Here is a 20,945-nt window from a genome sequence, read left to right as displayed (position 1 = left end):
CATAGTGTAGGGCGGGTGCTTTTTTATATAAAGGCTATGAGATATTCCAAAGAAATCTTCTTCCTGCTACTGTTATCTTTTGTAGTGGCGTGTGGAGACTCAGACGATGGCGGGCCTGTTGATAATGGCCCTGATGATAATGGAATTGAAATTCCGAGCACTGGCTTTACCTCTCCAAACTCCTATGCCAATAGAACACTAGTTTGGTCTGATGAATTTGAGGCGTCCAGTTTGAACTTGACCGATTGGACTTATGAAATCGGAACAGGATCTAATGGTTGGGGTAATAATGAACTCCAGTATTACACAAATTCGAATACCTTCATACAGGATGGTCATTTGGTAATCGAAGCGAAAGAACAGTCGTTGAACGGGAGTAATTACACTTCTTCTAGAATTGTTACTCAAAACAAACAAAGCTTCAGGTACGGTCGAATAGATATTCGAGCTGCTTTACCAGAAGGTCAAGGTATTTGGCCCGCACTGTGGATGTTAGGCTCTAACTTTACTTCAGTCGGTTGGCCTGCTTCAGGTGAAATCGACATCATGGAAATGGTCGGTGGTAGCGGACGCGAGAACACTGTTCATGGTACTGTTCATTGGCAGCATGATGGCCAACATGCCAATTATGGTGGAGAAACTACTTTATCATCTGGCACCTTTCATGATCAATTCCATGTATTTTCAATAGAGTGGGATGCAGGTCAAATCAGATGGCTAGTGGATGACGTGCAGTATCACGTGATCGATACAACACCTGCTCAGCTAGATGAATTTAGGAACAGTTTTTTCTTTATATTCAATGTAGCAGTCGGAGGGAATTGGCCAGGTAGCCCTAATAGCACTACTACATTTCCCCAATATTTAATTGTAGATTACGTTCGGGTCTTTCAATAAGACTCGAATTTTCTATTTAACCTCTTCTTATGAAAAGTCAATCAGGATTTACCTATAAAGTCGCTGCCATTGTCGCTTTAGGCGGTTTACTAATGGGATTCGACGCCTCTGTAATTTCAGGGGTAAATAAATTTGTTCAAATCGAATTTGATATGACTGATGGCGAATTAGGACTGTCAGTAGGGTCTTTAACTTTTGTCGCTGCAGTCGCGATGCTCTTTTCAGGAGCAATTAGTGATCGCTTTGGACGAAGGGTAGTTCTGAAAGCATGTGCCATTATATTTACTATCTCAGCAGTCGGTTCGGCTCTCGCGCCAAACTTCATTCTTTTCTTGATCTTTAGAATGCTAGGAGGGATAGGTGTCGGTGCCTCCTTGATACTGGCACCAATGTATATTGCTGAGATAGCACCACCAAAGATTAGAGGAACGATGGTTTCCTTCAATCAGCTTAATATCGTTATCGGTATTTCATTGGCATTTTTTACTAATTATTTAATCCTATCATTGGGAGATTCTGAGGCTACTTGGGTGGAAAGCTTAGGTATTTCAGAACACAACTGGCGTTGGATGCTCGGACTTGAAGCCTTGCCTGCCATTCTATATTTCTTCGGCCTTTATGCTGTGCCGCGAAGCCCTAGATGGTTATTAATGAAAGAAAAGCATGATGAAGCCCTTCAAGTTATGAAGCTTTTCAGAAGTGAAGAGGAGGCCATCGCGGATGCAAAAGCAGTGAAAGAGGCACTTTCCTCAGATGAAGGAAAGCAAAAAGCTCCACTGAGCGCATTATTCAAGCCCGCAATGGGTTTAGTGCTAACGATTGGGTTGGTAATTGGTATTCTACAGCAAATCACTGGAATTAATTCAGTCTTCTTCTATGCCCCAATGATTTTTGAGCAAACAGGAGGCGGCACAGATGCGGCCTTTAGGCAGGCAATAATTGTCGGTTTGGTAAACCTTGTTTTCACGATCATCGCTATGATTTATATCGACAAACTTGGACGAAAGAAACTACTAACTTTTGGTGTCATGGGGATTGCGGTGTTCATGTTCTTGATCGCTTATGCATTCAACAATGCTACTTATGAGCTAAAAAGAGAAAATCTAGAAAACCTGTCCGCTGAAATAGAATTAGCTCAGCTAGATGGTTTAGTGGGGAATACCTTTGAAAACGATGTTGTTTACAAAAGAGCATTAAGAGGTGCTTTGGGCGATGAGCAAGCTAAAATCTACGAATCTGAGCTTATTACTGCAGCTATTGATATGAATGCCACATTGATCTTGGTAGGGATTTTAGGCTTTATAGCCTCGTTCGCCATATCATTAGGGCCAGTTATGTGGGTACTTTTCTCAGAGCTATTCCCATTATCTATCAAGGCCATAGCCATCTCCTTCGTAGGCTTTGTAAACTCGATGGTGAGTGCAGGAGTGCAGTCCGTTTTTCCCTGGGAATTATCGACCCTAGGTAGTTCAATGACTTTCTTGATTTATGGAGTATTTGCCGTGTTAGGGTTGATATTTATCATTTTGAAGGTTCCAGAAACAAAAGGGAAAAGCCTTGAAGAATTGGAGAGTATATTGATTAAAAATTAGACGACTATTAGCGTCAAATCCGATTAAATCTTAATCAAAAAAATATTAGTATGAAATCTACAAAATCAATAATGCTATTGATGGTGTTTGCTTTGATTTCGGCTTGTCAAGCAAGCTACGAAGCAAGTTACGATGAAGATACCCCCACTTTTGTTGTAGAAGCGGAGAACTTTCTCGAAGCCAACGGAAACATTGAAAAGTTAGAAGATGGCCTTTTAAATGAATCGGGTGATGGTTGGGTCACTTTTAAGGTAAATGTCGAGAGCGTAGGTCGATATAAAGTAGAGGTTGTTGCCAAAGGTGAAGGTTCGGTTTGGGTAGAAGATTACTATGACAACCCTGACGGTAGAACTTATAATATCACTGGTGCAATTCAGGTGATTAGCGATGGTTTTGTCGGAGTACACAAAGATGGGAGCCCTATGAATGTAGGTGAGCATAACATTAAACTTCATGTGGCTGGAAATGGTGTTGAAGTAGATAGAATCAACTTTACTAAAATGAGAGACCATGAATATACAACAGAGTCTATGACTCAAAATACAAGTGGCTCAAAATGGGAATTAGTTTGGTCTGATGAATTTGATGTTGATGGTGCGCCTGACGAGACTAAGTGGACTTATGACGTTGGTAATTGGGGTTGGGGAAATAATGAACCACAATATTACACCGATAATCGCCGTGAAAATGCACGTGTCGAAGATGGAAATCTAATTATCGAGGCGCGAAAAAACGACATGGGTCAAGAATGGACTTCAGCTCGTCTGACAACGCGTGGAAAAGTCAGTTTTCTTTATGGAAAAATAGAATTTAGGGCTAAAGCACCTGCTAAAGATGGTACTTGGGCAGCGGGTTGGCTATTAGGTGATGAGTATCGTGATGAATTATCATGGCCTTATTGCGGTGAAATTGATGTGTTAGAATGTGTCGGAAGCGAGATAAACGATGAAACAGGTGCAGGAATCAATCACGCTTCCTGTCATACTAGAACCTATTACTTCAAAGAAGGAACGCATATCACAGCAGTTACTGAAATTGAGGATATGACGAATACATATCATAATTATACCATTGAATGGACGCCTGAGGGTATTAAAGCCTTTTTGGACGGCGAGCACTATTACACTTATGATAAAACTGGCGATGAATTGGAGTGGCCATTTTCAAAGCCACAGAATCTAATTTTGAACCTTGCCATGGGTGGCGGTATGGGTGGAGCTATTGATCCGAGAATCGAATCACAGCAATTCATAGTTGATTATGTACGAGTTTACGCATTGAACTAAGTTAATGAGACCAAAATCCCTAATCAGAAATACCTCGATACTTTTCCTGCTGATTGTTAGCCTGTCTTGTACGAATAAGGGTTGGGAAATTGTTTGGCAAGACGAATTCGATAGTGAAACATTGGATGTCTCAAAATGGACCGCTTACGTTGGTGACGGTTGCCCAGAACTTTGTGGTTTTGGCAATAACGAGCTTCAATACTATTCCGATCGGCCTGGGAATGTTAGAATAGAAGACGGAAAGCTAATTATTGAAGCCCATAACGATTCTTTAGGTAATCGTGCTTATTCTTCAGCCAAACTCGTCACAAAAGGTAAAGCCGATTGGCAATATGGTCGATTTGAAGTAAGGGCAAAAATTCCGGGGGGTAAAGGAAATTGGCCTGCCATCTGGATGTTGCCAAGAGAAAATAAGTATGGAGGATGGCCCAGAAGTGGTGAAATCGATATTATGGAAACTGTCGGTTATGCCCCAGGAATGGTACACGGCACGGTGCATACTCAGTCTTTTAATCACATGTATGGAACGCAAAAAGGAGACTCAACATTGGTTTCTGATTTCGATGAGAACTTCCATGTATACAGCGTAGAATGGTTCCGAAACCGTATTGACTTTTTTATTGATGGGGAACGATATCACTCCTTTGATAATACAGGAAAAGGTGCTGATGACTGGCCATTTGATCACCCATTTTACCTCATTCTTAACGTAGCCATTGGTGGAAGTTGGGGAGGTAAGAATGGGATTGCAAACGATATCTTTCCAAACCGAATGGAAATTGATTATGTTCGTGTATACGAGCTGGTCGACTCTGAATAAGCATTTTTTTCAACCTTAAATTTCTTTCATGGTAGATTTAATTAGCCTCGATTATGTGATCATAGCTGGCTATTTTCTCCTTGTGTTTGGTATAGCTGCTTGGGCTACCATCAAAGAGAAAGTCAACTCTTCGTCTTCAGATTATTTTCTTGGTGGTAAAAACGTTGGCTGGTTTGTTATAGGTGCCTCGCTCTTTGCTTCAAATATTGGCTCAGAACACTTAGTGGGACTAGCCGGATCTGGAGCTGATTCAGGTGTTGCTGTTGGCCAATTCGAGATATTGGCTGGTTTTATGCTATTATTACTCGGGTGGGTATTTGTCCCTTTCTATGTTAGAAGTGGCGTTTTCACGATGCCGGAATTTCTTGAAAAAAGATATTCAAAAGGTGCCAGAACCTACCTTACTTGGGTTTCAATCATTGCCTACATCCTCACCAAAATATCAGTGACTATTGCAGCCGGAGCGATCGTATTTACGGCGATAGGCGTAGAGTTTTGGACGGGAGCCTTAATTATAGTCATCGCTACTGGAGTATACACAATCTTCGGTGGGCTAAAGGCAGTACTTTATACAGACATGATTCAAATGTTTGTACTCATTGGAGGCTCTATTGCGGTTACAGTTTATGGCTTACAAGCATTAGGCGGTTGGGGCGAATTGCAAGCCACAGTAGGCGATAGTTATTTCGACATGTGGCAACCAATGGATCATCCAGATTTTCCATGGACAGGAATTCTGTTTGGTGCGCCAATTTTGGGTATTTGGTACTGGTGTACGGATCAGTATATAGTCCAAAGGGTACTTTCGGCAAGAAATATTGAGCAGGCGCGTAAAGGGACCATATTTGGTGGTTTCCTTAAAATGTTACCATTATTCCTTTTCGTGGTGCCTGGTATCATAGCATATGCACTCTCTCAGAAAGGGATGTTGACCTTAGAAAGCAATGATCAATCACTTATTGTGATGGTAAAAGCTATGGTTCCCGCTGGCCTAAGAGGGCTGGTAATAGCAGGTTTATTAGCTGCTCTAATGAGCTCACTTTCTTCAGTATTCAACTCATGTTCTACAATTTTCACCATAGATGTTTATAAGCGTTGGAAGCCTGAAACACCAGAGAAAAAATTAGTGGTAATCGGCCAAATAGCCACTATAATAATGGTCGGTATCGGCTTGTTATGGATTCCATTTATGGAGAATGTAAGCGACTCCCTTTTCGTTTACCTACAAAGCGTCCAAGGATATATATCACCGCCAATTGCGGCAGTATTCTTACTTGGTATATTCTTTAAGAGACTAAATGGTCAAGGAGCCATGGCAGCCTTATTAACAGGGTTGGGCATAGGAACGCTTAGATTCGTTTTGGAGCAAATGCAAAGCTCACTATCTGGTGTCGTTCTTGAATTTGCGACTTTTAACTTCCTTCATTTCGCCATTTTCTTATTTGTTGTTTGTAGTGCAGTGTTGGTTGTAGTAAGTCTGATGACACCTGCCCCAGCAGCAGAGCAAACTGATGGTATAACCTTTGAAAGGGGAGTGCAAACGGAATCAGGGAAAAAGAGAGGAGATACTTTGCTAACTATCATACTAATTGCGATAATCGCAGCGCTGTGGATATATTTCAGTTAATATGAGTAAACATTACAAGGTAGCTGTCATTGGACCCATTCCTAGGGATCATATCACAACACATAAAGGTGAAGTGATTGAAAAATATGGTTGTATTACCCATCCAGTAATCGGTTTAGCCCAACTTTTAAAAGATTCAGGAACGGTTTACCCGATATCACATATTAGAAAAGTTGATACACCACCTGTTGCTGAGATTTTTGCTCCATATCCGGCCATTAATACAGCTGGTGTGAGCGATGAGGCGGATAGTGGTGATGTAATTAAACTGAATTTTATCGATCAGAATTTTAGAGAAGAAAAGCAAACAGCATTCATGAATCCGATAATGCCGAAGGACTTAGCACCTTTCATTGATTGTGATGCTTTTGTATTCGTGCCGATCACTGACCATGAGATTGTATTGGATACACTCAAATATTTAAAAGAACATAGTAGTGGAACCATCATTTTTGATGGTCATGGACCAACACATACGATGACCATTAGTGGCGATCGGCATAAGAAGTTTTGGGTTGAAAGAGACCTTTGGCTCCCTTATATCGATGTGTTAAAAATGAACCTTGAAGAATCTTGGTGTACGTGGTACAAGCATGAATACGCTGAGAGCGAATTAACAGATCTTTTAGATGATATTGGCCAGGATCACCTACGACCGATGGCAGATTATATCCTCGATAGAGGACCAAAAGCGTTGATCATAACCACCGATGCTTCTGGTTGTAAAGTTTTCACAAAACCGAACGGCGAGTTAAAGGAAGAGTTTGTTCCATCCATTTACATGGAAAATGTAATTGATACCACAGGTTGCGGAGATTCTTTTGCCGGAGGACTGGCTTATGGACTCAAGGATGGCGGTGATAACTTTATTCTATCAGCCATGTATGCCAATGCGCTAGGCGCTCAAAGAACACAAGGCACAACGTTTGACGTTTTTAAATCTCTCGAAGAAACAGAAGATATGATTCGAGGGCATTACCCCAATTTTGAATGAATTCACCCAAAGCATGCATCTTTGATCTGGATGGTGTCATAGTAGATACTGTTCCAGCACACTACACCGCCTGGAAGGCCATGGCCGACGAGGTAGGCGTAGCATTTGACGAAAAAGAAAACGAGAATCTGAAAGGCGTCAGCCGCTTCGATTCAATGAAACACATCCTCTCTCTTGGAAATATTGAGAAAACGGATGAAGAGATTCAGGCATTCACAGAGAAAAAGAATGCGATTTATGTAGATATCATCTCTTCCATGACTCCAGCCGATATACTCCCTGGCGTAGTGGAATTTATAGATAAACTAAAGGCCAACGGAATAGCCATTGCCATTGGTTCGGCCAGTAAAAACACACCAACAATTCTAAAATGTGTTGGGTTGGAAAAGGTTTTCAAAGTGATCGTCGATGGTAATCAAATCACAAATTCGAAACCAGACCCAGAGGTTTTTCTTAAAGGAGCGGCACAATTGGGCGTTGAACCAAAAGAATGTGTGGTTCTCGAAGATGCGATCTCAGGCGTAAAGGCAGCCAAATCTGGTGGTATGAAATGTATTGGCGTAGGACATCCAGATGTGCTAAGTGAAGCAGATATCGTAGTCAATGATTTAACGAACGTAGATATAGATTTTTTAAAAGCATTATACAGTAATGAAGAATTACATCAAGCATGACCCTTGGTCGATAATCGAAGAAGGGTTCGTTCCTGAATACAATAGAATTTCAGAGAGTATTTTCAGTATTGGAAATGGCATGTTCGGTGGACGTGCAAATTTCGAAGAGCAGTACTCAGGAGATACCCTGCAAGGAAACTATGTGGCAGGTGTTTACTATCCAGACAAAACGAGAGTCGGGTGGTGGAAAAATGGATACCCGGAGTATTTTGCGAAAGTATTGAATGCGGCGAATTGGATAGGTATTAACATCGAGTTTGACGGCGAAGCCTTAGACTTGCATACCGCAGAAGTTTCTCAGTTTCGTAGAGAGCTAAACATGAAGGAAGGCTATCTTCAGCGAGCATTCACCGCTACCTTACCTAGTGGTAAATCAGTTGAAGTGATCACGACCAGATTTAACAGCATGGTACGTAATCGTATTGGTGCTATTGCATATCAAGTGACACCACTCAACTTTTCAGGAGAGACTAAAATCACACCATACGTCGATTTTGATGTAGTTAATGCGGATTCCAACTATGATGAGAAGTTTTGGGTTGAGCAGGAAAAAGAGGCAAATCCCGATTTTTCATATATCGTAGCAAGTACCAAGAAAACAGACTTTTGGGTGGCTACAGGTATGCGTTTCAATATCGGTGGTGAATGGTCTAGTAACGGCCGATCGACAAATGATAGAGAAAAGTATGTTGAGGTAACCGAAGCTGGACAAGTAACTGCTGGTAAGAGTTTCACCATCTATAAGTATGCTGCGAATATCTCTTCAATGAATTTTGAAAAGGATACTTTGGCTACAACTTGTGGCAATCAAGTTGCTGAGGCGATGGAAACAGGGTTTGACGCCCTAATGGATGAGCAGAAAGCTGCTTGGGCTGAAAACTGGAAAATGAGTGATATTACCATTGACGGAGATGTTTCTTCTCAGCAAGGTATCCGCTTCAACATATTTCAACTAAACCAGACTTACACTGGAAAGGATGAGCGTTTGAACATAGGGCCTAAAGGCTTTACGGGTGAGAAGTATGGAGGAAGTACTTATTGGGATACTGAAGCCTATTGTTTACCATTCTACTTGGCCACTTCAGATCAGGAGGTAGCGAGAAACCTTGTGATGTACCGCTACAAACATTTGGGTAGAGCAATCGAAAATGCCGAAAAACTTGGCTTTACCGATGGTGCTGCTTTGTACCCGATGGTAACCATGAATGGTGAGGAGTGTCACAACGAATGGGAGATAACCTTCGAAGAAATCCATAGAAATGGAGCCATTGCTTATGCCATATTTGATTACATTAACTATCATGGAGATAATGAGTACTTAGTAGATTATGGTCTTGAAGTATTGATCGCTATCTCACGATTTTGGGCGCAGAGAGTGCAATGGTCTAAAGCCAAGAACCAATACGTAATGCTTGGTGTGACAGGACCAAATGAGTATGAAAACAACGTGAATAATAACTGGTACACCAGTAAAATCGCTTTGTGGACGCTCAAATATACTTTAGAGGGTCTTGAAGAGTTTAAGGACAGCCCAAAACTCGCTTCATTACTCAATAAGATAAACTTCAAAGCCGAGGAGGAAACGGCTAAGTGGAATCATATTTTAGAGAATATGTATTTGGGATATGATGAGGAGCGGGGTGTGTTCTTACAGCAAGATGGGTTCTTAGACAAAGAATTGATCAAGACTGATGATATGGCACCTGGAGATAGACCAATCAACCAAAAATGGTCTTGGGACAGAATCCTCCGATCTTGTTATATCAAACAGGCCGATACGCTGCAAGGAGTTTACTTATTTGAAGATGAATTCGACTTGGAGACTATCGAAAGAAATTTTGATTTCTATGAGCCTCTTACGGTCCATGAATCTTCGCTGTCTCCTTGTGTGCACGGTATTTTGGCATCTAAACTAGGTAGAAAAGCAAAGGCATACGAGATGTATATTCGTACAGCTCGTCTCGACCTAGATGATTACAATAACGATACTGAAGACGGTTGCCATACAACATCAATGGCAGGTACTTGGATGGCCTTTGCTAAAGGTTTTGCAGGTATGAGAGTTAGAAATGGAGAATTATATTTTAGCCCATCGTTACCAGATGAGTGGGATGGTTACTCGTTTAAAATCAAGTTTAGAGAGCGTAATCTTAAAATCTCGGCTACTAAGACCAATGTGACGATTAAGAATGACTCACAAGAGGATTTGGCACTGTTTATATATGATAATCAGCAAACAATTGCGGCTAATGCAGAAGTGACTGTAGCGATTGCCTAAGTATAGAATTAGACCTTGTAAAACCCGCTTTCCGATAGGTCAGCGGGTTTTTTATTGCTTTTGGATTTTAAGAGTGTCCTGCCGACTCTTAAATTATTATTGGAGATCGGTTTTGAATTCCACCCAAATTAAAACCGGGTTTTCAGATGACTCGATCGCCTCTAGGTTTTTGCCGCCCAAGAATTTTACTTTTTCAGGATCGAGCTCATTTAAGAATTCTCCAATATCAGCAGAGCTAATCCAGTAAACCATTTTTCCATCAACCCAATTGATGTAGCTAAGGCCGAAGCGACCTTCACCTTTCTTATCAAATGAGATTTTTTGATAGTCACCCGTTGATCGATTGATTAAAAAGGTACCACTTCTTATTGCGTTCACATAGATGAATTGCTCAGAAGCACGCATGAAAAACATACTTACGGCACCGTTTTCCCTTCTTAATAAACTCTGCCGTTTAAGGTCGTCATAAACTGCTAAATCTTTCCAAACCCATTTATCTCCAAGGTCAATTGACAAAAGTGGGCTTACTCCATTTGCCTGAACCTTATAAAGCGTATCGCCATTAGTATGCTGATAGACCAAATGATCGTTATATTTTGAAAATGGGGTTAACAACCAAAACATATTTGTTTGCTTAAGTTTCGCATAGGGAATGGCCAAAGTTTCGCGTTCAAGATTGTTGTTGAGAAGTTCTAGGTAATAATTTAAATCGCCATCGACAGGAGACCTGCTGACATCACCGACATACCCATTTTCTATACTATGTGCGTGAGCAACCCTGTTTTTGAATGTGGCAGCACTTGCAAAAGTGCCGTCGAGATTAAAACTTATAATCCGACGCCCATCATATATCTGAATTAAATCCTTATTGACCCAAAGGTTCCTGATGGTTGTATACTCTTCAGGGCCACCTCCTGATTGCTCAATCTTTGATATGAACTTGCCATTTTCATCATAAATGAATACTTGTTCCTTTCTGCCGTTTTTGAAAATGATCTGACCATTCGTAAAACTAGCATCAATAAGGCCTTCCAATAAAGATTCATCGGTTTCCTCAAGGCCTAACACTTCTATACCTTCAATTAAATCGAAGCCGCTCCGGCTTGGTACATCAATATCTAACGGGTAGCTTCTAAACTCATCAATGTTTGTTGGCTCAGTGACGGATTCTTTTTCGGTCCTTTCGCAGGAAAGCAGGAATGCAAAGCCTGTGAATAAAATGAGTATTTTATTTCTTGATATCATAGATCTTATTTATTGAAGTTTATAAGAAGTAAAGCGGGATTTTCTGAAGCCTCAATTTCCGAAAGGGTAGCCCCTGATTTATAGATTATTTGATCGTCTGACAATTCAGCCAAAAACTCTCTCACATCCGTTGAGCCTAGCGAAACAACCAATTTATCGTTCTTCCACCGTAAAGGAGTCATTTCAAGTTCAACATCTCTGTTTTTTCGAATATCTAACCGGGTTATTATGGAATCAGATCGATTGATCAAAAAGTGCTCCCAATGCGACATGCCCACTATTGCTTTTATATACATACGATCCTCTGAAATCTGTGCAAATATTTGCCATACTTTAGGGACTGGGTCAGTTTCAAATTTGGTGAACAGGTCATGAGTAAGTCGATCATGACCTTTCCAGTGCCAATCGTCCCCAAAGTCTAGATGAACGAAAGGTTCGATTTTATTTTCAGTGAGCCGATAAATCGTATCGGAATGGGAACGGAATAGTAGCAAGCTATTTTGATATTTTGTCAAGGGATGGGTTTTGCTATAGTGAGGGTGGAACTCCTCTTTGATAACAGGTTTAAATGGTAAAAACTTACCAGTTACCTTAAAATCCTTATCCAGTTTTAACCACTTAAAGCGTGATGAATCGATAGAAGTACTAAAATTCGTTTCAAGGACATAATCATCTTTATAAGGCAACAAATGCCCCATTTCAGCGAAAATGGTCGGTATACGGGTGGAGGAAATAAATTCACCCTTCATGTTATACTGTTTTATTGTACCTACAAACCGAGTGTAGATTGATAGCCTACCATCGTTAACCCATAATTCATCTATCCTTGCGTATTCTTCTGGTCCATTACCAGATCTATTGATTTTGTTAATGAAGTTTCCCGATTCATCGAATATAAAGATGTCCTTACTTCCGCCTTTGTGAATAATGAGTTTTTCTTGATCCCAATAAACTTGTTCTATTCTAGAAAGGAGAGAAGTTGAAGTCTCTTCCAGTCTAATCAGTTCTACCTTTTCGATCGTTTCGTGAAACCTAACTTTCTTCGACTCAACGTCTAATTGATAGCTTTCTAGCCTATGGCCTTGGTCTTTTTGCGAAATGGCCGAGGGTTTGGAATCCTTACATGCACTGAGAACACCTAAAAGGAATAGCAAGGAACAGATGTTTCGCATAAGGCTTAATTTGCTCTATACTAACTAAAAGATTAGTCAATTCAAAAAGTGATTTGAATAACTGCTGGCAGGGGAGAATGTAGGCAGTAGCCCAAGTACTAATTCGCTTTCTTATAATCTGCCAATAGACCTTCCGTGATCCAATTAGCAAGCGCCTCCCGATTCTCTGAATTAAGGATTCTTCTCTGGTCTTTGGTGTTCTTTAAGTTACCTAGTTCTATGTAAACCATCGGTGGCAGCGTATTCCTGATTACATACAAATTGCTACGGTTACTTACTGTACCCGTATATTTTCGGTTAGGCTGGTACTGTTCATATTTCTTTTTAAAGGTAGATTGTAGCTCGTCAGCCAGTTTCTTACCCTTCTTACTATTTTTATGATGGTAGAAAAACACATCTACGTTTTCCTTCTGTCCACGACTGTCTACATGTGTTACGATCAACCTTTGATATGCCTTTCCATTTTGGCCAAAAAGCTTGTTGACGGATAAAGTCCGTTGACGTAATCTCAATTTTTGGTTTCTAGGGATTTTCTGATCTGGATAATTGACTTCATCATAATCAACCTTTAAAATCGATTCGTCCCTAATGCCGTCATTTGCATCTTTTATGATTAGGTAGACTTGAGCACCACGTGCCAAGAGCCCTCTGGCTAATCTTAATGTCACATCATAGGCGTATTCATCCTCTGCCAGGGTTTTTCCACTCCTTTTGGCCACAGCACCCGGATCTGGGCCTCCATGACCTGAAATCAAATAATAAATGGCACCCTTCAGGTCGGTGCTCACAATGGGCACGTTCTCATATTTCTTTCCAAATAGGGGATAGTTAATACTATTTGGTTTCGCTGGGCTATCATTTTTAGCTTTTGTAGGGAGCGTATACTTTTTCCCAATAAAGAGACCATTGGATCGACTAATATTTTTCTTGTTCAGTCGAATGAACTCGTTGTAATACTTGATGGGGTCGAAACCGTGTTTAATTAAGATTTTGTGGATTCCATCTCCAGATACGGCGATGACAGTTTTTGGGGTCGATTGGGCATTGGAATTTAGAATCCAGAGAGATTGAAAGATTATAAATAGGAATACAATTCTTTTCACTTCGCTGCCGATGCAATCAGGGCTTAATTTCTTAAAAAGAAAGGTCATTTTCAACAATTCTAAGGTAAAGCGACCACGATTTGTACTAATGGTACTTTGCTGCCAACCAGAATCATAGATTACCGATAGTTTAGTAGCTTTAATCTATGCAAAAGCTCCTGTTACTTCTCACGCTTTCACTTTCAATGAATGCTGTTCCTCATGCTCAAATCACAAGCACGGATCAGTTACTAGATGCTATGCAAGTGAAAAATCGGAGTTCTTGGTTTAAAGAATTCACTTTTCGGCAAGAAACCATACGCTACAACCAAAATGGTAGTATCAGGGATACGGCTATTTGGTACGAGGCTGTCAGTTACCCCGATCATTTTAGAATTGATTACAATGACCAAGGACGGTTTGTAATCTTCCGAAATGACTCATCCTATCGCTTCCAGAATTATGCTTTGCAATCGCAGAGAATCGAGCCCCAAGAGTTCTTACTTTTTAAAGGGGGAATGTACTTTATGAGTCCTGTAGAAGTCAAAGCAAAGCTTAAAACTTATGGCTATGACACATCCGTTTTTAGGGAAGATCGGCTAAACGGAAAAAAAGCTTATGTGGTAGGTGCGAAAAAAGGCGATCTCAAAACGAAACAGTTCTGGATTGATGCTGATCACTATTTCACGGTCAGAAGGATTAGCGATGTAGGGCAGGGTAGGATTCTCGATGTTCAGTATAGCGATCACAAGCGGGTAAATGGAGGCTGGGTAGAGCAAAAGGTGACCTTTTACTTAAATGAGCGTTTATTACAAGTAGAGAATTATCTAGATATAAATGCCAACCTAAAAATTCCTCCAAATGTCTTCAATCCATTTGATCCATCTAAAAGCTGGTTTAAATAATAAACTCGTGAGCTGAATTGAAGACAACCTGTGAGAACAAGACTGTGTCTAAAACGTAACATAAGCTTATAGAAAGTTTGTCTTTGGAAGGGTTGGATTAGTCTAAATTTATGGTCAAAAGTCTGTGTTATATGAAATATCAGTGGGGTTTACTGCTCTTGTTAATTGGTCTCAACTGTCTCAAGGCGCAAGATGAAGTGTCAAAGACTTTATCGGGTAAATACAATGTTTACCCAGCAGATTCCATGGGCGTAGTGCTATTAAATAGAAACCTGAAGCAAATGAGCAATGGTGACTATGCGCTATCATTTTTAGGGTTGAATGATCAATTAGAAAAAAAATGGGAAAACGTTTATCCTTTCTCACGTGGGTATTCGCCTGTTTTTCAAGAAATCACAGCACAAGGTATAGTTATCCTATTCGCGGATCCAAAAGGGAAAAGTTATGAATTGATCAAAGCCAATTCAGATTTCGGAGACTATGAGCGGTTCAAATACGAGTTCTCCAAACCTGTAGTTATAGAAGAAATTACTTACTACTACGATAATGTTTGGGCGGCTGGTTCAATTGATGGATTTCCGGCGATTTTTAAGCTAAAGCCCGACAATACATTTGAAACTATCCCTGTAGGAGCTCCTGGACTGGTGAAGTATGCAGGGCAAATTAATTATAACAAGAACACAAAGGGGTTTGACTTTTTACTACTCATAGAATCCAATCGGGAAGACGCGATCATCTGGCGATCTATGGCTTTAGATGGAAGTGTACTACAAAACCAGATGCTCCGAGGCTTCGAAAAAGATAGAATTAAGAGTGTTAAAGCGGTTTATACCAGTAATTCTGCCTATGTAGCAGGTACTTATAGCATCGGGACTCGGGATAAATTAGCCGGTGTGTTTTTTGCGGAGATTAACGAGGTTAATCACCAGTTGAAGAAAGTGAATACAAAAAGCTTATCTGGTTTGGGTAACTATAAAAAGCTAGAAAATATTGAAGAAAAGGGGTTTAATTCAGCCGCTATGGCCAAGTTAAAGTCTACGAATAAATCCTTCTTTATTGATGATTTACAGATCGATCGGCAGGGAGTTTTGTCTGTAGCGGTTGAAGTATTTAAACCAGAATATAGGAATCGTTCGGCATTTGAAAAGCAAATTATTGCTCGAGATAGAGTAGATCAGATCGATCAGAATGTGTTTGGAAGACAAACAGGTCTGGGCGCTGGCGTAGCGAGAGATCTCGAAGGCAGAATGGAACGTGCATCTGCTACCGATCAATTGCAGTATCGTTTTATGGATCAAAGTCTGGGTAAAGCGGTAAATGAAGGTATTTCATATAGCCATACCGCCATTGTAATGCTGGACGAACGCATGAATATAGTCAAAGACTATGGAGTTAATTTTGACCTTAGGGATCGAGGAACCGTGGCAAGTTCGACGCATTTTAAGCAAGGGGTTCTTTGTTATGCCTCAGAAGGTGGTTTGAAGCAGTTTAATACCCAATCTCAAATCGCAACGATTGTGAAGAGCACGAATGATGTACAAATGGTTTATTGGACCAATAATCAGTATTTAGAGGCTGAAGTTGATATACCAAACAAGTTCTTGAAACTATCTGGAAGGCGTTTCGACTGATTGATGCTTTAAGAGGTACTGATAATACGCTTTCACGTCTATTTCAGATGGCAAAGGAGGAGAGTGATCAACTATTTCTCTCGAATTATTAAGCATTAAGAAGTCGGGAACTATCGATTTGTAAAACTCCATTACAATCTCATCGCCAAAGCCCAATGGAACACGTTTATGCGCTATGTAAGGCTTGTCAAACCCATAAATCTCTCTATTAGTTAACCAATCCTGCTCATTTTCATCTAAGGAAACCATGAGTAATTTGACTTTACCTTTCTTGATCATTTTCCTTAAATACGGAGACGGTATAAGATCATAGAAGTTAGGAATACTCCATTTAGCCCACAAAACGGTATAAACCGGTATTTCCTCCATGTCGGTCAATGCTTGTTGAAATTTGGTGTTTTCAACGATGGTTTTAACGCCCTCTTTTAGTCGATTTATAGCCTCGAACTGTTTGTTGAGTTTTACCTTTTTCGAAAGATCATCAATGATTTTTTGTTCTAGCGGAGTAGCTTCTAGTACGGTATAACTTTTCCAGAAAAGCGAGTCGTAATTGATATTCCTCAATTCCTCTTCCGAAGGCTCACCAGCTGAAAATTGGACTTTTGATTTGGTCTTAATGTCATTCACCAGAAGTTCTACATGGGATTGATGAATGACAGGATTAGTCATTTTTCCTTCCGTATTGACAGAAAAGTGGGTGGCGGCCACATCCGAAATCATCCGTTGCGGATAGTATCGATATCCAATTTTTTGATAGAAGACCTGCTTGTCTACCACAGAAGAAATGCTGTCTAAGCGATTTGAGTAACTTCGTGTTTCTTTAATGTCAGCCCTGATAATGGCCTTATTAGTTAAGTTGATGTAGAGTTTACCAGAATAGTTGAGGCTAAATTGTTTCTCATCTTTGGGCTCAAATTCAATGACAATTATGGCTTCGCTATCATAAGAAGTTGTGTCGTCGATGATGAACTGATAGCTATCGAGTTTTCTCCTGATAGGATTGTGGAACTCATAATTCATAAGATCATTCGAAATCAAAAAATTTAAGGAGATAGGAGGGTGCGATAGTTTGGCGAACTTGGTGTAATCAAAACTCCTTCTCATTTGCTGTAGGCCAAACTGTAACCGTTGCTCTGGAATTTGTACAAAGGTTCCTTTTCCTTTGAACTGCCGTAGGTCAATAGCAGCTTCAGTGAGTCTTACATAATCATCACCTTCCTTACAATAATGTCGGTAGAATGTCTTGGCCAAGTAACTACTTTTAGCACGGTTAGAGGGGATGCTCGAAATAGCATCCATTACTATGGTTTTGGCTTGATTATTCTCCCTTCTTGCCGCCCGACTACTCCTGACAATCACATCGTCTAGTGCATTTTCATCTGGTACTAATTTAATTGTCTGATAACTTAAAGGATCTACACCTAATAACTTCAGCAATAAGGTTTTATAACCTATACAGGAAATGCTCAACAAGTTGTCTCCACTGAAACGATCACGTGTAAGTTTTAGCTCAAACCTTCCTTCAAGATTTGTAGATGTACCGTAATTAAAATTGTTTAAACGTAGGTTGGCGAAAGGTATTGGATCACTAGTTTTTGAATCGAGAATCTGTCCTCTAAAAGTGATTACTTTATCCTGACTTTTTAATAAAAGTGGAGTAATAATTAGGGCGAAAATTAGAAAAAATCGGATGACCATATTGTTGAGACACAAGATATCCAATAATGGTGGTACGCGTATTTTATGTTTTTGTTAAGCCTACTACGAATACTAATAACTCGTAAAAAAAAGAGGGCAGAAGTTTGAGAAATACTAGGTGCTTTACTTTACTTATTTTAAACTAATTCGCATCTTCGCAACAAATAAATAAGGCTATGTTTATTCTACTCGTAATCGCGTTATTCATCTTTGCAATCGCAGCACCTTTCATTCTTCCAAATAAGAAAGTGAGTGACCACAAAAAAGATTGGGAAGTTTGATTCTTTAACTTCCTACCTTCTGGCTTCTTCCAATAAAAAAGTAGAGAATTGATCCCAAAACAGGGATTAGAATGACTACTATGACCCAGATCAATTTATTTTGACTTGGTTCAAATTCATTTTTCACAATGTCGATCAATGCTGCTAATACAATTAGAAAGGGGATGATGTACAAGAGCATTAGCATAAAGAACATAGGCGTATATTTAAATTTTTAGAAAGTCATTTTTCACGGCACTCAAGTTATTCAAGTTGAATTCTTTGGGAGCGACCAATAGCAAAATAGAGTAAGGCTCCTAATACTGGAAGTACAATGACTACTATCACCCATATTAGCTTATTTTGCTCTACTTTGAATTCACTTTTTAGCACACTTATCAGAGCCGAGATAATGATAATTGCGGGGATTCCATACAATACAAAAAATACAGTAGCGCTTGCTGGTCCCATAGTATAAAGTTCTTGTTAGTATCTATATTTTATACTCTTTTGGACTGATTTTGATACGCTGTCCACCTTTGTTGATCGCTTCATGTATTTTATAAATACATACTTCTGATTTATAAGACTCTTCAGCGTCATAATTTAAAGTTTCTTCTTCTCTTACTGACTCTACAAAGTTGTAAAGGTGGGCCGTATGCGCAGCTAAATTGTAAACTTTGTCCATATCATTCATGTCCTTAATGTCATAACTGATCTGAGGCGCAGTTTCCTTGATTCCAGAGTCGCCTGACTCTTTTTCTTTGTATTGCTGCATATCCGCTAGGTTAGCGATGTAGCCTTTGTCAATGTACTTTTTCCAGCTTTCAGCCGCTACTTTAGATTCGCGATAAATCTTGTTGTCTTTGCCTTCAGAGATTATAAATGCACCATCGTCTCCAATGAAACGTTCGTAAACACCTACAGCTCTCGAGTTAGAGATGTTTTCGTAAATACCGATCGCTGGACCATTCGGTGTATCATATTCCAATATGGTGGCCATGGTATCAGCTTGTTCTAAACCGAAATATGAGTTGTTGCCAGCTGCATAAACGGTATGTGGGAAAGCTCCAAAAAACCAGTTAAAAATATCTATCTGGTGTGAGCCCAAATCAGAAACTACACCGCCACCAAGCGCCTTATAGTTTCTCCAGTTATAAACTTCGTCTACAGTGTTAAAACCGAACCTTTTAAGCTTTTTCAAGTCCAGCTTATCCATTTTGTTAGGGCGCTGAGTCCATATTTCAGATCGGTTCCATTGACCAATCGCATGAGTCAATCGACCAAACATCTTTTCTTGCTCCAATAGAATTTGATGGGTAAATCTATAGCGGTCATTTGATCGCCTTTGACGACCGATTTGGAGCAATTTACCAGTGCTTTTCATGGCTTCTGCCATTTTTCTAGCATCCTTAATGTTATTAGACATTGCCTTTTCACAATAGACATGTAATCCTGCATTCAAGGCGTCTACGGCATGTTTCATGTGCCAGAAATCAGGTGTGGTTAGCACAACTGCATCTAAATTTTCTTTCTCGAGCATTTCATAGAAATCCTCGTGAGCCTTCACTTTTGTATTGTATTGCTTATTAAATCGATCTTTAGAACGCTCTCTTCGGCTTTCAACGATATCACAAACCGCAACTAGGTTTGCACTCGGAATTTTAGGGATGTTACTGAAAATAACGCCTCGACCACGACCACCACAACCTACTACAGCAATATTTACCTTGTCAGCGACTTTGAATGGGTTAGCCGTAATGTTAAAAGGGTTTCCTAATAATAATCCACCTCCGACTAGCGCTGAGGTTTTTATGAACGTTCTTCTTCCTGTATTCTCCATGCCTTTTAAAAAGTGAGTTGTTTTTGAATTCTTGTCTTCTAAGATAAATTATTTTTTGTAAGCAATTTTAGGTTTCCATCCTTTGTATAAGCCACCCAGATAATTTTATCACTTGACTTTATGATTTCTTCCATTTCAGCCTCATTTAGGATGAAAAAAGCGGTTGCATAAGCATCTGAGTGTACAGCAGTTTCGGCAGCTACCCACAGCCGTTTATGATTAGATGTCAATTCATTTAAACCTGTTCTTGGGTCGAATATATGGTTGCCTTGAAAAGAAGTTCCTGATGCGCTAACTGCCACATTACTCAGTTCAAGGTCCATTTTGTCTTTAGAATTGGCGATCGTATAGTCCCAGTGCGATACTACCTCAGGTTGATTATTGAGAAGTACTGTACTGTCACTTGCACTAATAGAAAAGTTATGGATACCTAGTTCGTCCAAAAGCCCTTTCGCTTTGTCTAGGGCATAACCTTTTCCAATACCACCTAAATCGAATTGGACGCCAGGTTGCAGGCAATAAGCCATCGGTTTATCAGGATCGATATAAACGCTTGACGCTGCTTTTTCTTTCTGAACCTGTTCTAAAGCGGTCGTCATTTCAAACTCATTTAAAATACCTGACTTAGTAGCTCTAAAGATTTCCATGTGTTTGGCGATGCCAATATCAAAAGCACCACCGGTATTAAGCGTCACGTCAATGGCCATTTTTAATAGCTCCCAGGTCTCAAAGTCGAGCGGCATTTGCTCGTTTTCTTTCATGCGGTTAATTCGCGCGATATCACCGTCAGGAATAAAACGGCTCAATTGATGCTCTAAGCGGTCAATCAAGTCAAAAACTTGCCTTGATGCGTTTATGGCGTATTCTTCCGTTTCATTGGCAACAACGAGCGTGAATTGTGTCGCCATGGCATTATGCTCATAGGAGTATTTCATGTCCAA

General features: G+C 40.0%; 18 protein-coding genes. 10 read left to right on the top strand and 8 right to left on the bottom strand.

The features are described 5' to 3' along the window. Positions 1–36: 36 nt before the first annotated feature. The 8 genes from BFP71_RS15315 to BFP71_RS15280 are packed head-to-tail and all read left to right on the top strand — an operon-like array spanning position 37 to position 10,168. On the top strand, positions 37–897 hold the full coding sequence (locus tag BFP71_RS15315) for a glycoside hydrolase family 16 protein (protein WP_069836314.1): 861 nt from the start codon (positions 37–39) through the stop codon (positions 895–897). A gap of 29 nt (positions 898–926) precedes the next feature. After that, entirely contained in the window at positions 927–2,489 is a 1,563-nt protein-coding gene (locus BFP71_RS15310) for a sugar porter family MFS transporter (RefSeq protein ID WP_069836313.1), read from the top strand. 50 nt (positions 2,490–2,539) lie between these two features. Then, complete coding sequence (locus BFP71_RS19185) at positions 2,540–3,775, top strand: family 16 glycosylhydrolase (protein ID WP_088125070.1); 1,236 nt, start codon at positions 2,540–2,542, stop codon at positions 3,773–3,775. A gap of 4 nt (positions 3,776–3,779) precedes the next feature. Next, positions 3,780–4,595 (top strand): glycoside hydrolase family 16 protein, encoded by an 816-nt coding sequence (locus BFP71_RS15300; protein ID WP_088125069.1) that lies wholly within the window; start codon positions 3,780–3,782, stop codon positions 4,593–4,595. 28 nt (positions 4,596–4,623) lie between these two features. Continuing rightward, complete coding sequence (locus BFP71_RS15295; RefSeq protein WP_069836312.1) at positions 4,624–6,222, top strand: sodium:solute symporter; 1,599 nt, start codon at positions 4,624–4,626, stop codon at positions 6,220–6,222. 1 nt (position 6,223) lies between these two features. Then, complete coding sequence (locus BFP71_RS15290) at positions 6,224–7,216, top strand: carbohydrate kinase family protein (protein WP_069836311.1); 993 nt, start codon at positions 6,224–6,226, stop codon at positions 7,214–7,216. Further along, positions 7,213–7,890 (top strand): beta-phosphoglucomutase, encoded by a 678-nt coding sequence (pgmB, locus tag BFP71_RS15285; RefSeq protein ID WP_069836310.1) that lies wholly within the window; start codon positions 7,213–7,215, stop codon positions 7,888–7,890. Before BFP71_RS15290 ends, pgmB begins: the two co-directional genes overlap by 4 nt. After that, positions 7,868–10,168 (top strand): family 65 glycosyl hydrolase domain-containing protein, encoded by a 2,301-nt coding sequence (locus BFP71_RS15280; RefSeq protein WP_069836309.1) that lies wholly within the window; start codon positions 7,868–7,870, stop codon positions 10,166–10,168. The genes pgmB and BFP71_RS15280 overlap by 23 nt, the downstream gene beginning before the upstream one ends. 96 nt (positions 10,169–10,264) lie before the next feature. Here BFP71_RS15280 and BFP71_RS15275 read toward each other — a convergent pair whose 3' ends face one another. The 3 genes from BFP71_RS15275 to BFP71_RS15265 all read right to left on the bottom strand — a co-directional run bounded on the left by BFP71_RS15275 (position 10,265) and on the right by BFP71_RS15265 (position 13,736). Next, positions 10,265–11,413: a 6-bladed beta-propeller gene (locus BFP71_RS15275; protein ID WP_069836308.1), complete on the bottom strand. Its 1,149-nt coding sequence runs from the start codon at positions 11,411–11,413 to the stop codon at positions 10,265–10,267. A gap of 5 nt (positions 11,414–11,418) precedes the next feature. Next, positions 11,419–12,585 carry a 6-bladed beta-propeller gene (locus BFP71_RS15270; RefSeq protein WP_069836307.1) on the bottom strand — a complete coding sequence of 389 codons (1,167 nt, stop codon included), beginning with the start codon at positions 12,583–12,585 and terminating at the stop codon, positions 11,419–11,421. 98 nt (positions 12,586–12,683) lie between these two features. Beyond that, positions 12,684–13,736 carry an N-acetylmuramoyl-L-alanine amidase family protein gene (locus BFP71_RS15265; RefSeq protein ID WP_088125068.1) on the bottom strand — a complete coding sequence of 351 codons (1,053 nt, stop codon included), beginning with the start codon at positions 13,734–13,736 and terminating at the stop codon, positions 12,684–12,686. Positions 13,737–13,834: 98 nt separating this feature from the next. On the opposite strand from BFP71_RS15265, the gene BFP71_RS15260 reads away from it, so the two are divergent. Then, entirely contained in the window at positions 13,835–14,572 is a 738-nt protein-coding gene (locus BFP71_RS15260) for a LolA-like protein (RefSeq protein WP_069836306.1), read from the top strand. A 131-nt stretch (positions 14,573–14,703) separates the two neighbouring features. After that, positions 14,704–16,203, top strand: coding sequence for a hypothetical protein (locus BFP71_RS15255; RefSeq protein ID WP_069836305.1), 1,500 nt, complete (start codon positions 14,704–14,706; stop codon positions 16,201–16,203). Here the strand turns inward: BFP71_RS15255 and BFP71_RS15250 are convergent. The 5 genes from BFP71_RS15250 to BFP71_RS15230 form a co-directional block, all read right to left on the bottom strand. Continuing rightward, a complete protein-coding gene (locus tag BFP71_RS15250) occupies positions 16,180–17,901 on the bottom strand; it encodes a carboxypeptidase-like regulatory domain-containing protein (protein WP_069836304.1) in 1,722 nt (573 codons plus the stop codon). The two genes, BFP71_RS15255 and BFP71_RS15250, sit on opposite strands and share 24 nt — an antisense overlap. Before the next feature lie 285 nt (positions 17,902–18,186). Further along, positions 18,187–18,363 carry a PLDc N-terminal domain-containing protein gene (locus tag BFP71_RS19520; RefSeq protein ID WP_394331368.1) on the bottom strand — a complete coding sequence of 59 codons (177 nt, stop codon included), beginning with the start codon at positions 18,361–18,363 and terminating at the stop codon, positions 18,187–18,189. Positions 18,364–18,425: 62 nt separating this feature from the next. Further along, complete coding sequence (locus tag BFP71_RS15240; RefSeq protein ID WP_069836302.1) at positions 18,426–18,632, bottom strand: PLDc N-terminal domain-containing protein; 207 nt, start codon at positions 18,630–18,632, stop codon at positions 18,426–18,428. 22 nt (positions 18,633–18,654) lie between these two features. After that, positions 18,655–20,004: a Gfo/Idh/MocA family protein gene (locus BFP71_RS15235; protein ID WP_069836301.1), complete on the bottom strand. Its 1,350-nt coding sequence runs from the start codon at positions 20,002–20,004 to the stop codon at positions 18,655–18,657. Positions 20,005–20,042: 38 nt separating this feature from the next. After that, a complete protein-coding gene (locus BFP71_RS15230) occupies positions 20,043–20,939 on the bottom strand; it encodes an FAD:protein FMN transferase (protein ID WP_069836300.1) in 897 nt (298 codons plus the stop codon). Positions 20,940–20,945 lie beyond the last annotated feature (6 nt).

The organism is Roseivirga misakiensis (assembly GCF_001747105.1).
Lineage (GTDB): Bacteria > Bacteroidota > Bacteroidia > Cytophagales > Cyclobacteriaceae > Roseivirga > Roseivirga misakiensis.
This window is presented reverse-complemented; position numbering and strand designations above follow the sequence as displayed.